Source organism: Martinezella sp. CNPSo 3732 (assembly GCF_057784515.1).
The window spans coordinates 11951-24870 of sequence record NZ_JBXSOO010000002.1; the positions used below are offsets into that span (position 1 = coordinate 11951).

Sequence of the window (12920 nt, forward strand, 5' to 3'; positions counted from 1 at the left end):
CCCTATTTATGGCTCAAGCCATCGTCGCGCATTTCGGAAGAGACATGAACATAGCCGTTTCCAAACCTGACCTGACCATCCGGCTTTGCGGGCCGCGCGGCTTCTGCGCCGGCGTCGACCGCGCTATTCAAATCGTCGTTCTGGCGCTGAAGGCCTATGGCGCGCCTGTTTATGTCCGCCACGAGATCGTCCACAATCGTTATGTCGTCGAGGGGTTGGAAGCCAAGGGCGCCATCTTCGTCGAGGAGCTGGATGAAATCCCTGCCGAACATCGCGCCCAGCCCGTCGTCTTCTCGGCCCATGGCGTGCCGAAATCCGTGCCGGCCGATGCCGATGCGCGCAATCTCTTCTATCTTGATGCCACCTGCCCGCTGGTCTCGAAGGTACACAAGCAGGCCATGCGCCACAATCGTCTCGGCCGCCACGTCGTGCTGATCGGCCATGCCGGCCATCCGGAAGTGATCGGCACCATGGGCCAGCTGCCAGAGGGTGCCGTGTCATTGATCGAGACGGTCGAGGATGCCGATGTCTACGAGCCCGCCGATCCCGACAATCTCGGCTTCGTCACGCAGACGACGCTCTCGGTTGACGATACTGCCGGCGTTATCGCCCGCCTGCAGGAGCGCTTCCCCAATCTCACCGCGCCGGCCGCCGATTCGATCTGCTACGCCACCACCAATCGCCAGGAAGTGGTGAAGGAAGCGGCATCGGGCTGCGATCTCTTCATCGTCGTCGGCGCGCCGAATTCCTCCAATTCCAAGCGTCTCGTCGAAGTGGCGCTCCGGGCGGGGGCGAAGAAATCCGTGCTCGTCCAGCGCGCGGCCGAGATCGATTGGGATAATATCGGCGATATCAGGACGGTCGGCCTCTCGGCTGGTGCATCTGCGCCAGAAGTCATCGTCAACGAGATCATCGAAGCTTTCCGCGCCCGCTATAATGCCGTGGTGGAACTCGCTGAAACTGTGAAGGAAACGGAGAATTTCCTCGTCAATCGCGAGCTTCGCAGTATAGAGCTGACGACAGCAGACATGGCTTTCGTCAACGGGGACTGAAGAGGGGCCACCTCTTCCTTCGAGGCCTTGCCGCTTGCGCTGACGCTACATCGGCAAAGCACCTCAGGATGAGGTGGAGCGAATTTTGCCGCCAGACGCCTCGATCAGCCCTCATGGTGAGGAGGCGCTCCTGAGCTTGTCGAAGGGGCCGTCTCGAACCACGAGGGCGGGTGGCTGCGGCGGCTTATATGTATCAAGGGAATAGTTCGTGGCCGTTTATACCGATATTACCGAAGACGATTTGAAGTGGTTCCTGACCGAATATGATGTCGGCGAGTTGCTCTCCTACAAGGGCATTGCCGAAGGCGTCGAGAATTCGAACTTCCTCTTGCATACGAGCCGCGACCCGTTGATCCTGACGCTTTACGAAAAGCGCGTCGACAAGAGCGATCTGCCGTTCTTCCTGGGGTTGATGCAGCATCTGGCGAGCCGTGGCCTGTCGTGCCCGCTGCCCTTGCCACGCCGTGACGGTGAATTGCTCGGCCATCTCTCCGGCCGCCCTGCGGCGCTGATCTCATTCCTCGAAGGCATGTGGCTGCGCAAGCCCGAAGCGCATCATTGCCGCGAAGTCGGCAAGGCACTGGCCGCCATGCACATTGCCGGCGAGGGCTTCGATATCCGCCGTCCGAATGCATTGTCGATCGCGGGCTGGCAGACACTCTGGGAAAAATCTGAGGTACGCGCTGACGAAGTCGAAGCCGGCCTGCAGGATGAAATCCGCGGCGAACTCGATTTCCTTGCAAAGCATTGGCCAAAGGGTCTGCCCGAGGGCGTCATCCATGCCGATCTCTTCCCGGACAATGTCTTCTTCCTCGGCGACACGCTGTCCGGCCTGATTGATTTCTATTTCGCCTGCAACGATCAGCTCGCCTACGACGTCTCGATCTGCCTGAACGCCTGGTGCTTCGAGAAGGATCATGCCTACAACATCACCAAGGGCATGGCGCTGTTGGAGGGCTATCAGAGCGTGCGGCCGCTAAGCGAGGCTGAAATCGCCGCCCTGCCGACGCTTGCCCGCGGCTCGGCCCTGCGCTTCTTCCTGACGCGGCTCTATGACTGGCTGACGACGCCGGCCGGCGCGATGGTCACCAAGAAGGATCCGATCGAATATCTGCGCAAGCTGCGCTTCCACCGCCAGATCGCTTCAGCAGCCGAATACGGGCTGAAGGCATGAAGCACGTCGATATTTTTACGGACGGCGCCTGCTCCGGCAATCCCGGTCCCGGCGGCTGGGGCGCGGTGCTTCGCTACGGCGAGGTGGAGAAGGAACTTTCCGGCGGCGAGGCTGATACCACCAACAACCGCATGGAGCTGATGGCGGCGATCTCGGCACTCGGCGCCCTGAAGAGCCCATGCGAGGTCGATCTCTATACCGACAGCGTCTACGTCAAGGACGGCATCACCAAATGGATTTTCGGCTGGAAGAAGAACGGCTGGAAGACCGCGGACAAGAAACCGGTGAAGAATGCCGAGCTCTGGCAGGCGCTGGACGAGGCCTATAACAGGCACAAGGTGACGCTGCACTGGGTCAAGGGCCATGCCGGGCACCCGGAGAATGAGCGCGCCGACGAGCTGGCGCGCAAGGGCATGGAGCCGTTTAAGAAGAGGTAGGGGTGGGTCGACATTGGTAATGGTTCGATAGGCGGCGTCTTACGGTGAATTATTAAAGAAAATATAACTATAAACCGGTGCGCAATTGCGGCTGCACTCTACGCTGCTATAGCTTTGGCTATACAATGCCGCGGGCTGACCTATCAGCCGCAACGGCGGTAGCCAACGAGCCAAGGTAATCAGATACCAAATGATGTGCGCCTTCTGGATATTCGATGCAGTTAATATTGTATGATTGCTTTAGTGCTCCTACAAGCGATCTATGCCGTTGCTTTGGCAGGAGTGAATAATGGCCGTGGGAGCTTTCGGATGCGGCATGAATATTTTCAAGTATTATCTGCATATCAGGGTCGCCAAGAGAGTACCCTAGGAACAGTACAGTATTTATCGTGAATAAAGACGATATTACATCGAAGAAGCCTCTATTAGTCTGCCGGGCTTTGAAGTAAGAAGCGCGATCTAATACAACCTTTCCTGGTTCTGTGATGCATCCATGCACTTTTACTATGAGTCGGCTTGGCGATCTCAAATGTTCTAGTAGATCTGTTGACGTATACCGACAAACGCTATACGCGGCGTTCCCCCCGCTATAGTGCTCAAAGTTCTTTTCTATGAACTCATCATAGTTAGTGGTTATTATTGTTTTCAGGTCTAAAGATAGTATATTCTTGTATATATCATGGTGTGGTGTTGCATTTGGCTGAAACACATCTCGAAGTTTTGCATTAATATCAGCGCGAACGCTTCCATCGGATATGATTTGCGCAGCGTCCAACAGGCTGTTTTGCTTGATCATCTGCGCTACAAGCTTTTGATCTACCTTTTTTTGAAGTTTGGCTGATAGCCCTGTTAGCAATTGCCCCCACGTTGGCATCGCCGGGGAGGCTGCCTTAGATATTCCAGCACCTATGAATAGCAGTACTCGCCGATCTGCCAGCTCCCTTATCAAAGCCTCCGGCCAATTAACCATGTCAAAAGATCCTTGCGGCGATAGCTTGTGCCAAGCTGCCAATTATATCTTTGTAGGTTTCCGCCTGACTGAACTGGCTTCCTACCAGTCCATCTTTGGCTCGAAGGGCGATAATGGGTGAGTTTACCGTCTGCGCGAGAGGAATCAGGCTATACAAATTTGGCACGTCACCTAGGTGGAGACCCTCTTTTTGGGTTGCAAATTGCGAGAGGTAGCCTGCCACTTCTTGTGGAACATCATTCAGAATGCGCTCGTATGCCTTTGTGGGACGGCGGACACCTTCCTTGGATTTGGCAATATACTGCTGCAATGTATAACCGACGTAGCCTGACTGAATCGGCATTGTCCTATGCACTTCAAATCTTTCTAATGCGCCGGGATTTAACCTCTCGGCTTGTTCCAGCGCGACTCGATAATAATCAACCCATCCACTTATCCATCGTGAGATATTTCTCACGCCAAGAAGGCTAAATGCATCAGCGCCAAGAGGCGTTATGAAATTGTCACAACTTAAAAGAACGGAGCGATTAAGTGCGCCAAGCGATGGGCTGACGTCTACAAGTGCTACGTCATAGTTGCTCTCATGCAACGATAAGTATGACCTGAGCCAATTGCTAATACGAAAACCGCCAACTTTGCCGCTTGGAATATCTGTCCACGCTTGAGATAGCTGATCTTCAAATAGAGAAAACTTTGGATTTCCAGGTAGCAGATCGACGCCAAATCTATTGGTTCGAGATGAAATTGGTTTAACATTTTTATTTATGGACGCATCGCCATCAACTATAGGCTGTATTACGTCCATAATTGTTTTAATCTTGGGGTCGTCTTTGTCCTTTCCGCTGGGCCAATATAAATCAATGGTCTTGTCGTCACCAAGTATGTATTGCGTAATATTACATTGGGGATCGCAATCAACTATAAGGACACGTTTTCCCATCTCCGCAGAGAAATATGCCGCAATATTTCCCGTTAGCGTCGTTTTCCCAACGCCACCTTTGTTGTTGAAGAACGATAGTACTTTCATCGCCAACGATATCCCATTCCCAAGCAGTTTCTGCGTAAGCAAACAGCTAACATGAAGATGCTGGTTATCCAAGACTGACGCCTGGCTATGACCAGTTTGTTCATCCTATACCTGCGTCATCCTATCTGTTACATCCGACGTGTTGCGGTCGGCGTGCGGATCGTTCTATCCACGGACGGTGGTCCGGCCGCCTGATGGTCTTTGATTGCAACATTTGAGCCGGCAAAGTCGCAGACAGATCACACCGGCCGTCCGAAAAAGAGGACGGACAACGGCGCAGGGCCATTCGAATGAAAGCAGACGTACTAGCGATAAAGCAGTACTTGCCGTGCCGGCATCGAAGCAATCAGTTCAGTATATGATCGAGCGCGCTTCTCACTCTCGGCTTTTCGGCGCCGGGCAAGGGCAGGATCGGGCGCGGCGGATCGATCCTGCAAAGATCGAGCGCTTCGGCAATCGCAAACATGACGCGGAAGCTGCCAAACTCCTTGAATAGGTTCCATAGCGGCTGAAACTTCTGATCGAGCCGCTGAGCTTCCGCAATGTCGCCGGCTTGGGCAGCCCGTGTGAGCGCCAGCGCCTCAGCGGGCAGAAGGCCGGCGGCCACGCTGTACCAGGCGTCGGCGCCGGCCAGCAGCCCGGCCGCCGCTCCCCAATCGCCGCTATAGCCGATGGCGAAACCCTTCGGCGTTTCCTGGCGCAGACGCCCTATCTCTCCCTCGAAATCGCCTCCTTGCGGCAGAGGCATCTTTACCGCCGCGATATTCGTCACCTTTGCCAGGCGGGCAATCAGCCCATCGCTGAATGTGAATTTCGTCGTGCCGGGACTGTTGTAGATGCAGAGCGGCAGTTCGCCGGCCTCCGCGACGGCTGCGAAGTGCTGATAGACCTCCTCCTCCGTGAGTGGAGTATAAGACACCGGGGCCAGCAGCAGCCCGTCCGCACCGGCCGCCTTGGCATCGCGCGCCAATGCCTGCGCTTCGTCGGTCCGCAGCGCTCCGACGCCTACGATGACGGGGAGCCTGCCGCCGACACTTGTCATTGCCGCCTGTACGGCCCGCCGGCGCTCCTCGCGTGACAGAAAGGCGTAGCCGCCCGTACTGCCGAGCAACCCGATGGAATCAACGCCCGCCAGTTGGATGCGTTCGAGCAGGCGGGCGAGCACTACAATATCAACGTGTCCGGAAGCATCGGTCGGGGTAATCGGAAAGGCCGAAAGGCCAGTAAAGAGCGTCACGATTGTTTTCCTTCTCTGTCAGGCTCCGACCCGCGATAGCGCTCGAAAAGCAGAAACTGAAATCGTCCTACGCTTGGCGCCGTGTGACTGTCCATGAATGTAACGCAGAAATCATACTCCACTCAGCAGCTTGGTGGCGATCATCCACATCGTAAGAGCGATGAGCGTTTCCAGAATGCGCCACGACGCAGGTTTCGCAAAGATCGGTCTCAGCCACCTCGCGCCAAAGCCGAGCGAAAAGAAGAACAGGAAAGAACCCGTCATGGCACCCGCCGCAAATGAAGCTTCGTTTCCCGGAAATCGAGTCGAGATCGTTCCGAGCAGTGCGACGGTATCGAGATAGACATGCGGGTTGAGCCAGGTGAGCGCCAGGCACATGGCAAGCGTCTGCCGGAAGCTCGATGACTTCGCCTCTCCGGCAGCCAGCACCGCGGAGGAACGAAAGGCGGAATAAAGGCTCCTGGCTCCATACCAGATGAGGAAGGCCGCTCCTGCATAGCGCATGACAGGATCGAGCCAGGGCAGCAGCGCGGAGATCTGGCGGAAGCTCGTCACCCCGAGGATGATGAGCGCTGCGTCGGAGAGCGCACATGCAAGGCACACGGCGAATACGTGCTCGTTGCGAAGGCCCTGACGCAGGACGAAGGCGTTTTGCGCGCCGATCGCGACAATCAGGCTGAGCCCCATCATCAGGCCCGTCATATAGATCGAAAAATTCATCCTTGCCGAAATGCTCCGAAACCAAAAGAGCATTTGCGATATCGCCTAAGGAAGATTTAGGCTACTTAATGTTGTTAATCCAGATTAAGAAAAACTAAGCCATGCTCGACTATTCCGCTCTCCGTGCCGTTTCCATGGTCGTCCAGACCGGCAGCTTCGAAAAGGCGGCAGCTATTCTCAACGTCACGCCTTCGGCCGTCTCGCAGCGGGTGAAGCAGCTTGAAGAACGCCTGGGCATCGTCCTGATCGTCAGGGGTAATCCCTGCACCGCGACGGAAAAGGGTGATTGGCTCTGCCGCCATATGGAGAATGTCGGAATGCTCGAAGACGAGCTGTTCGGACGTTTGCCGGCGCTCGTCGATCCCGGCGATCCCAAGCAACGAGTTACGCTTCACGTTGCCACGAATGCCGACAGTCTTGGGACGTGGTTCGTGGAAGCCATATCCGGTTTTGCCAAACGTTCCTCCTATCTGCTTGATATCGCCATCGACGACCAGGATCATACGGCCGAATGGCTACAGCGGGGGCGGGTTATTGCAGCTGTCACCAGCCTGGAAAAGCCGATTCAGGGCTGCCGGCGTATGTTTCTCGGCGCTCTTCGCTACCATGCGACAGCAAGTCCCGATTTCATCGCTCGGCATTTTTCAAAAGGTGTTACCCCGGAAGGCATCCAGAATGCGCCCGCCCTGACCTTCAACCAGAAGGACAGGCTTCAAAGCCGCTGGATACGCCAGACATTCGGAGAGGATTTTGCCTATCCGAGCCACTGGCTGCCTTCGACTCAAGGCTTCGTCGATGCCAGCCTTGCAGGCATGGGATGGGGCATGAATCCCATCCAGCTTGTGCGGGAGCATCTGGAGGCAGGGCGCTTGGTCGAGCTGATTCCCGAAACGCCGCTGGATATTCCATTATATTGGCAAGTGAACCGTCTCGCAGCCGACCGGCTTGCGGAATTGACACGCGAAATCACTGCCACAGCCAAAGCTCATTTGTCAGCGTGAGCTGCGCTTCGCGCTAAACGCGTTGCCATTCGCTTGGCTGCCGGAATGCAATGTTCGCGAATTGGTGCCTTGCCCGGTTGCCCTTTCCCTCTATGCTGCCGCCGACTTCCAGGGAGATTGCCTTATGATCCTGCATTGCGTTTTTCTTAGACTCAAGTCCGCCCTGACACAGGACGAGAAGACGGCGCTCTTCGACTCCGTCGTCGCCCTGCAGAAGGTCATCCCGGGCATTGTTGACGTGAAATATGGGCCGAACGTCTCGCCCGAAGGCCTGCATGGCGGCTTCGCCGATGGATTTGTCGTTACCTTCGAGAGTGTCGAAGCGCGCGATGCCTATCTGGTGCATCCCGATCATGTCGCCGTCGGCGAACGGATCGTTTCGTCCACGGACGGCGGTCTGGCCGGCCTGATGGTCTTCGATTTCAACATTTAAGCGGTGTGGTCGCAGGCAGTCTATGCCTGCGACCTCGATCAATTGAGCGATCAGCTCGACTTAGCCATGGCTGTGGCGAGTTGATCAACGTTATAACGGAACATTTTTTCGTAAGTCGAAGCCGGTCCGTTGGCTTTTGACAGCGATTCGACATAGAGCTCACCGCCAGGCTCGGCGCCGGTTGCCTTGGCGACCTGCTTGACGAGGCGCGGATCGTTCGAGTTTTCGAAGAAATAGGTCTTCACATGCTCGGTCTTGATCTGCTCGATCAGCTGGGCGACCTTGGCAGCCGAGGCTTCCGTCTCTGTCGAAAAGCCAATCGGAGCAAGGAAGTGCACTTTATATTCGCGGCCGAAATAGCCGAAGGCGTCATGGCTGGTCAGCACCTTGCGGCGATCGTCCGGAATCTTGTCGAATTTGCTGTGCGCATAGGCGTCGAGTTCGGTCAGGACCTTCCTGTAGCGCTCGGCGTTGGCCTTGAAATCGGCGGCGTCGGCCGGATCGGCCGCGGACAGAGCCTTTTCTATATTGGCGACCCAGATTTTCACATTGACCGGGCTGTTCCAGACATGCGGATCGGTGACCGTCTTGCCATCATCGACCATGGTGCGCGTGTCGATGCCTTCCGAAGCGACAACAGGCGTTCCCTTGTAGCCGGAGGCGCTGATCAGCCGGTCCATCCAGCCTTCCAGGCCTTCGCCGCTAACGAAGACGATCTTGGCCGCATTCAGCGTCTTGGCATCGGCCGGCGAAGGTTCGAATTCATGGGGGTCGCCGTTCGGGCCGACGAGGCTGGACACTTTTACATGGTCGCCGCCGACATGCTTGACAACATCGGCAAGCACAGTGAAGGACGCCACCACATTGAGGGTTTCGGCGGAAGCAGGTGCGGCGACGCCAAAGGCGACGAAGGCTGCCGCAGCGGCTGAGAGGAGCAGTCTCTGTTTGTTCATGCGAGTCTCCTTGTTCGGATTAGCCCCGGAGATGGGGACGGGGGAAGAACCGCCGGGCAAGGCCCGAGGGTGCGAAGAGAATGGAGAAGCCGTAGATCAGGCTGGCGGTGATGATGATGGTCGGGCCTGATGCGAATTCGAGATGGTAGGAGGCGATGAGGCCGACATAACCTGAAGCCATCGCCGTTCCTGTTGCGATCATCATCATGGCGGGCAGGCTGCGCGACCAGAGCTGCGCCACGGCCGCCGGCAGCATCATCAGCCCGACGGCCATCAGCGTGCCGAGCGCCTGGAAGCTAGCGACGAGGTTGAGAACGACCAGCAGCAGGAACAGGAAGTGATAGAGCGGTCCGCGCCCGCCGACGGCACGCAGGAAACCGGGATCGAAGCATTCCATGACCAGCGGCCGATAGATGACGGCGAGCGCCAGCAGCGTCACCGTCGTGATCGCACCGATCTGGTAGAGAGCCGGCGCGTCGATTGCGAGGATCGTGCCGAAGAGCACATGCAGGAGATCGATATTGGAGCCGCGCAGCGACACGATGAGGACGCCGAGCGCCAACGAGGTCAGGTAGAAGCTGGCAAAGCTCGCATCCTCCTGCAGCACGGTCACCCGACTGACGAGGCCGGACAGCAGCGCCACCGAAAGGCCAGCGACAAGCCCGCCTAGCCCCATGGCCGTCAGCGACAGCGAGCCGGCGATGAGATAGCCGATGGCAGCACCAGGCAGGACGGCATGGCTCATGGCATCGCCCATCAGGCTCATGCGCCGGAGCATCAGGAAGACGCCGATTGGGCCGGAGCCGAGGCCGAGACAGACGCAGGCAATCAGCGCGCGCCGCATGAAACCGTAGTCCGCAAAAGGGGCGAGGAAGATATCGTAGACGGTCATTCGGCAGGCTCCCGCTTCACGAGGGCGCCTTCGTCATGCTCTTCCTCGGACAGGCATGTCGCAGCCTCGTCATCCCAGCGCTCGGCCATTGCGCGCGCCTTGATGAGATTGGCGGGGCTCATAATATCCTGCGTCTTGCCCCATCCCACAAGTTCGCGGGCGATCAGCAGTGTCTCGGGAAAATAGCTTCGCACCTGCTCGAAATCGTGCAGGACGGCGATGACCGTGCGTCCCTCCCGGTTCCATCGCAGTACGAGGTCGAGAAGATCGCGTGTCGTGCGCTGATCGATCGCGGTGAAGGGTTCGTCCAGTAGAATGACGCGGGCATCCTGCAGCAGTAGCCGCGCGAATAGCACGCGCTGGAACTGCCCCGCCGAAAGCGAGCCGATATACCTCTTTTCGAAGCCCGAAAGTCCGACGATGCCGAGCGCCTCTTGCGCCCGCTCGGCATCCTCTAGAGAAAACCGGCCAAAGGCGCCGGCATTCTTCCAGGCACCGAGCATGACCGTATCGGCAACCGAAATCGGAAAGCGTCTGACGATATCAGCCGCTTGCGGCAGATAGCCGAAATCGTTGCGGGCCAGCCCCCCGCGATCGATCGACCCTTCCGCCGGGCTGAGTTCGCCGACGATCGCTTTGAGCAAGGTCGATTTTCCCGCCCCGTTCGGCCCGGCAATCGCCGTCAGGCTACCGGTGGCAAAGCCGCCCGAGATGTGGTGAACGGCCGGATGGCGTTCATAGGTGACCGTGAGATTGTTGAGGCGGATCAGATCGTTCATGCCAGCGCCACCGCCCAGCCGATGGCTGCCCAAAGCACAGCAATGCCAACCGCCACATAGGCAAGGCGCATTAAGGCCGAGCGCCCTATGAGGGACGACGCGAAGGGATCACGATCAAAGGGCATTCAGGGGCTTTCAATTATGTAATAACATTACATGTAGTAGCCGATGAAATGCGGCGAAAAAGAGGCGAGCCGTGAACTGGCAGGAATTTGCGGTGAACAAGGCTGGAATATCTACCGGCAATAATGTCCGCGCCCTATCGCCACAACGCTAACGACAGTTGTATTTTCACGCAGCATCGAGCGACAAAGTTTACGGGTAGGAGAGAATGTCATGAAGCTAAGGCTTGAGCTGTTTGTCGCCGATGTGCCGGCGTCGATAGAATTCTATCGACGGGCACTGAACTTCCAGGTGGTTGGCGATACAAGCGAGCAATACACGATGCTCTCGAATGACGAGGCAGTCATTTCCATCAACAAGCGAGACGCGCTCGGACCGGGTCACCCACTTCGAGCTGCTAGTGGCGAACGACTAGGCCTCGGCATCGAAATCGTGCTGAGCGTTGAGGATGTGGAAGGTTTCTATAACGTCGCCAAAGGCGGCGACCATCTGATATCGGAGCTTGCCTTTCAGCCATGGGGACTACGCGATTTCCGTATCGTGGATCCGGATGGTTATTATATCCGGGTAACAAGCAGATAGAAGAGATGAGGAGGGGCTTGCGCCTTACCTTTAGTTGGGAAAGGCTGGGTTCAAGGCGCCCAGCCTTTCCAAATCCATCAAAATCTTAAAGCTGCTCGATCATCGCGGCAGCACCTGAAACCGTCGCCTGGCCGGGGCTTTCCTCGATATTCAGCGTCTTTACCACGCCGTTTTCCACCAGCATGGAATAACGCTTGGAGCGAATGCCGAGCCCACCGGCCGAGAGATCGACCTCGAGGCCGAGCGCTTTGGTGAAGGCGCCGTCCCAATCGGCGAGGAAGTGGATCTTGCCGAGGCCGCCGGACGATTGCGCCCAGGCGCCCATGACGTGCCAGTCGTTGATGGAAACCACGGCGATGTCATCGATGCCCTTGGCAAGAATGGCATCGCGGTTTTCGAGAAAGCCCGGTAAGTGATTGAGCGAGCAGGTGGGCGTGAACGCGCCGGGAACGGCGAAGAGGACGACGCGCTTGCCGGCAAACAGCTGCTCGGTGCTGATCTCGACCGGGCCGTCGGTGGTCTTTTCCTTGAAGGTGGCGGCAGGCAGCGTGTCGCCGATGGCGATAGTCATGGCTCTCTCCTTGGGTCGTTGTTTCGGGGCGCTCAAACGGCCGCCGATGGCATGAAGATGGTTCAGAGAACTATAGATCCCAGCTATTCCAGCGCAAGGGTGGTTTCCATCGCCCGGTCGCCATCGACGACCAGAATACTCCAGTCCTTGCCTTTCGGATCATAATCCTTCGGCAATTTGCCGATCTCGATCTCGGCCGAGAAGGCAGTTCCCTCGCGCTTCGCATTCGCTTGCTGAAAGAACACGTAGCCCGACGGCCCCGTGACATAGATATCAGGCATCTTCCGGCTTGCCTCCGGCAGCGTCAGATGCAGCGAAAGGCTCTTGGCGTCGGTAGAGATCTTATGGCTCTGGACGGCGAAATCCGGGGAAGGAGGCTGCGGTAGCACAGCCTTTGCCGCATCGAGCAAGGCCAGTTCATGCGAGGTCGGCTGCACATCTGTCGGCAAGGGCAGGGAGTATTCGGCCTTGAAAGGAATGCAGATATCCTTGCAGAGGCCGATGAAAGCCGTCAGCTCAAGCTTTGCCGGCGCCTTGCCGGTGACACGCAGATCAAGCGGAAACGTGACCGGCGCGTCGTAGCCGATTTCCTGGATGGGGCCGACGCGGATCGGCTTCGGCACGGGATAGCCCGCCCTTTCCAGGGTTACGCCGCTGCCGGCTGCCGGCGTTATTTGCGGGGGAATTCCGCCCTGACCTGGTTCGCGCCAATAGGTGATCCAGCCCGGCTCCGGCTCGATCTGCAAGGCGGCACGGATATGCCCTTCCGCGTCCGGCGCCAGTGCTATCAGACGCATTCTGCCGCCCTGATTGTCTATCCACTCGCTCGTTGCGGCATGGGCCGCCGCGGTGCTGAAAAACAAAGTGGCGAGAAGTGCCGACAGGCGGGCAACGGTGTTTATTTCGATCATGGAACAAGGATTTAGCGGATAGGGCTGCCGGGAGCCAGCAGGACCGAAGAGGTAAATG

At 57.4% G+C, this 12920-nt stretch carries 15 protein-coding genes; 6 read left to right on the plus strand and 9 right to left on the minus strand.

The annotated features are described in order from the left end of the window. Positions 1 to 44 precede the first annotated feature (44 nt). From ispH to rnhA, 3 genes are all read left to right on the plus strand, one after another. On the plus strand, positions 45 to 1052 hold the full coding sequence (gene ispH / locus AC13RM_RS04880) for a 4-hydroxy-3-methylbut-2-enyl diphosphate reductase (RefSeq protein WP_488554668.1): 1008 nt from the start codon (positions 45 to 47) through the stop codon (positions 1050 to 1052). A gap of 208 nt (positions 1053 to 1260) precedes the next feature. Next, on the plus strand, positions 1261 to 2226 hold the full coding sequence (locus AC13RM_RS04885; protein WP_488554669.1) for a homoserine kinase: 966 nt from the start codon (positions 1261 to 1263) through the stop codon (positions 2224 to 2226). Next, positions 2223 to 2663, plus strand: coding sequence for a ribonuclease HI (gene rnhA / locus AC13RM_RS04890; RefSeq protein WP_488554670.1), 441 nt, complete (start codon positions 2223 to 2225; stop codon positions 2661 to 2663). The genes AC13RM_RS04885 and rnhA overlap by 4 nt, the downstream gene beginning before the upstream one ends. A gap of 118 nt (positions 2664 to 2781) precedes the next feature. On the opposite strand, the gene AC13RM_RS04895 is transcribed toward rnhA, so the two are convergent. The 4 genes from AC13RM_RS04895 to AC13RM_RS04910 form a co-directional block, all read right to left on the minus strand. Further along, positions 2782 to 3633 (minus strand): SIR2 family protein, encoded by an 852-nt coding sequence (locus AC13RM_RS04895; protein WP_488554671.1) that lies wholly within the window; start codon positions 3631 to 3633, stop codon positions 2782 to 2784. A gap of 1 nt (position 3634) precedes the next feature. Next, positions 3635 to 4660 carry a ParA family protein gene (locus tag AC13RM_RS04900; protein ID WP_488554672.1) on the minus strand — a complete coding sequence of 342 codons (1026 nt, stop codon included), beginning with the start codon at positions 4658 to 4660 and terminating at the stop codon, positions 3635 to 3637. Positions 4661 to 5006: 346 nt separating this feature from the next. Further along, positions 5007 to 5897 (minus strand): dihydrodipicolinate synthase family protein, encoded by an 891-nt coding sequence (locus AC13RM_RS04905; protein ID WP_488554673.1) that lies wholly within the window; start codon positions 5895 to 5897, stop codon positions 5007 to 5009. Between the two features lie 111 nt (positions 5898 to 6008). Further along, positions 6009 to 6617 carry a LysE/ArgO family amino acid transporter gene (locus AC13RM_RS04910; RefSeq protein WP_285176230.1) on the minus strand — a complete coding sequence of 203 codons (609 nt, stop codon included), beginning with the start codon at positions 6615 to 6617 and terminating at the stop codon, positions 6009 to 6011. A 101-nt stretch (positions 6618 to 6718) separates the two neighbouring features. Between AC13RM_RS04910 and AC13RM_RS04915 the strand changes: the two genes are divergently transcribed. After that, the gene (locus AC13RM_RS04915; protein ID WP_488554674.1) at positions 6719 to 7618 is read left to right on the plus strand and encodes a LysR family transcriptional regulator ArgP; all 900 of its coding nucleotides are present in this window, start codon (positions 6719 to 6721) and stop codon (positions 7616 to 7618) included. A gap of 124 nt (positions 7619 to 7742) precedes the next feature. Beyond that, positions 7743 to 8051, plus strand: a complete 309-nt coding sequence (locus AC13RM_RS04920; protein WP_488554675.1) for a Dabb family protein — start codon at positions 7743 to 7745, stop codon at positions 8049 to 8051. Positions 8052 to 8101: 50 nt separating this feature from the next. Here AC13RM_RS04920 and AC13RM_RS04925 read toward each other — a convergent pair whose 3' ends face one another. The 3 genes from AC13RM_RS04925 to AC13RM_RS04935 are packed head-to-tail and all read right to left on the minus strand — an operon-like array spanning position 8102 to position 10675. Next, a complete protein-coding gene (locus AC13RM_RS04925) occupies positions 8102 to 9004 on the minus strand; it encodes a metal ABC transporter solute-binding protein, Zn/Mn family (RefSeq protein WP_488554676.1) in 903 nt (300 codons plus the stop codon). 19 nt (positions 9005 to 9023) lie between these two features. Continuing rightward, the gene (locus AC13RM_RS04930) at positions 9024 to 9896 is read right to left on the minus strand and encodes a metal ABC transporter permease (RefSeq protein WP_015339069.1); all 873 of its coding nucleotides are present in this window, start codon (positions 9894 to 9896) and stop codon (positions 9024 to 9026) included. Continuing rightward, entirely contained in the window at positions 9893 to 10675 is a 783-nt protein-coding gene (locus tag AC13RM_RS04935) for a metal ABC transporter ATP-binding protein (protein ID WP_374815678.1), read from the minus strand. Before AC13RM_RS04935 ends, AC13RM_RS04930 begins: the two co-directional genes overlap by 4 nt. 336 nt (positions 10676 to 11011) lie before the next feature. Here AC13RM_RS04935 and AC13RM_RS04940 point away from each other — a divergent pair, with 336 nt between their 5' ends. Then, positions 11012 to 11380, plus strand: coding sequence for a VOC family protein (locus tag AC13RM_RS04940; protein ID WP_374815680.1), 369 nt, complete (start codon positions 11012 to 11014; stop codon positions 11378 to 11380). A gap of 85 nt (positions 11381 to 11465) precedes the next feature. Here the strand turns inward: AC13RM_RS04940 and AC13RM_RS04945 are convergent, their stop codons facing one another. Both AC13RM_RS04945 and AC13RM_RS04950 read right to left on the minus strand, forming a co-directional pair. After that, a complete protein-coding gene (locus tag AC13RM_RS04945) occupies positions 11466 to 11951 on the minus strand; it encodes a peroxiredoxin (RefSeq protein ID WP_113232064.1) in 486 nt (161 codons plus the stop codon). An 83-nt stretch (positions 11952 to 12034) separates the two neighbouring features. Further along, entirely contained in the window at positions 12035 to 12862 is an 828-nt protein-coding gene (locus tag AC13RM_RS04950; protein ID WP_374815682.1) for a protein-disulfide reductase DsbD domain-containing protein, read from the minus strand. Between the last annotated feature and the right edge of the window lie 58 nt (positions 12863 to 12920).

Bases quoted from the DNA above. Each gene is read 5' to 3' on its own strand.
- ispH (WP_488554668.1), top strand. From the start codon at position 45: ATGAACATAGCCGTTTCCAAACCTGACCTGACCATCCGGCTTTGCGGG.
- rnhA (WP_488554670.1), top strand. From the start codon at position 2,223: ATGAAGCACGTCGATATTTTTACGGACGGCGCCTGCTCCGGCAATCCC.
- AC13RM_RS04895 (WP_488554671.1), bottom strand. From the start codon at position 3,633: ATGGTTAATTGGCCGGAGGCTTTGATAAGGGAGCTGGCAGATCGGCGA.
- AC13RM_RS04900 (WP_488554672.1), bottom strand. From the start codon at position 4,660: ATGAAAGTACTATCGTTCTTCAACAACAAAGGTGGCGTTGGGAAAACG.
- AC13RM_RS04910 (WP_285176230.1), bottom strand. From the start codon at position 6,617: ATGAATTTTTCGATCTATATGACGGGCCTGATGATGGGGCTCAGCCTG.
- AC13RM_RS04915 (WP_488554674.1), top strand. From the start codon at position 6,719: ATGCTCGACTATTCCGCTCTCCGTGCCGTTTCCATGGTCGTCCAGACC.
- AC13RM_RS04920 (WP_488554675.1), top strand. From the start codon at position 7,743: ATGATCCTGCATTGCGTTTTTCTTAGACTCAAGTCCGCCCTGACACAG.
- AC13RM_RS04925 (WP_488554676.1), bottom strand. From the start codon at position 9,004: ATGAACAAACAGAGACTGCTCCTCTCAGCCGCTGCGGCAGCCTTCGTC.
- AC13RM_RS04930 (WP_015339069.1), bottom strand. From the start codon at position 9,896: ATGACCGTCTACGATATCTTCCTCGCCCCTTTTGCGGACTACGGTTTC.
- AC13RM_RS04935 (WP_374815678.1), bottom strand. From the start codon at position 10,675: ATGAACGATCTGATCCGCCTCAACAATCTCACGGTCACCTATGAACGC.
- AC13RM_RS04940 (WP_374815680.1), top strand. From the start codon at position 11,012: ATGAAGCTAAGGCTTGAGCTGTTTGTCGCCGATGTGCCGGCGTCGATA.
- AC13RM_RS04945 (WP_113232064.1), bottom strand. From the start codon at position 11,951: ATGACTATCGCCATCGGCGACACGCTGCCTGCCGCCACCTTCAAGGAA.
- AC13RM_RS04950 (WP_374815682.1), bottom strand. From the start codon at position 12,862: ATGATCGAAATAAACACCGTTGCCCGCCTGTCGGCACTTCTCGCCACT.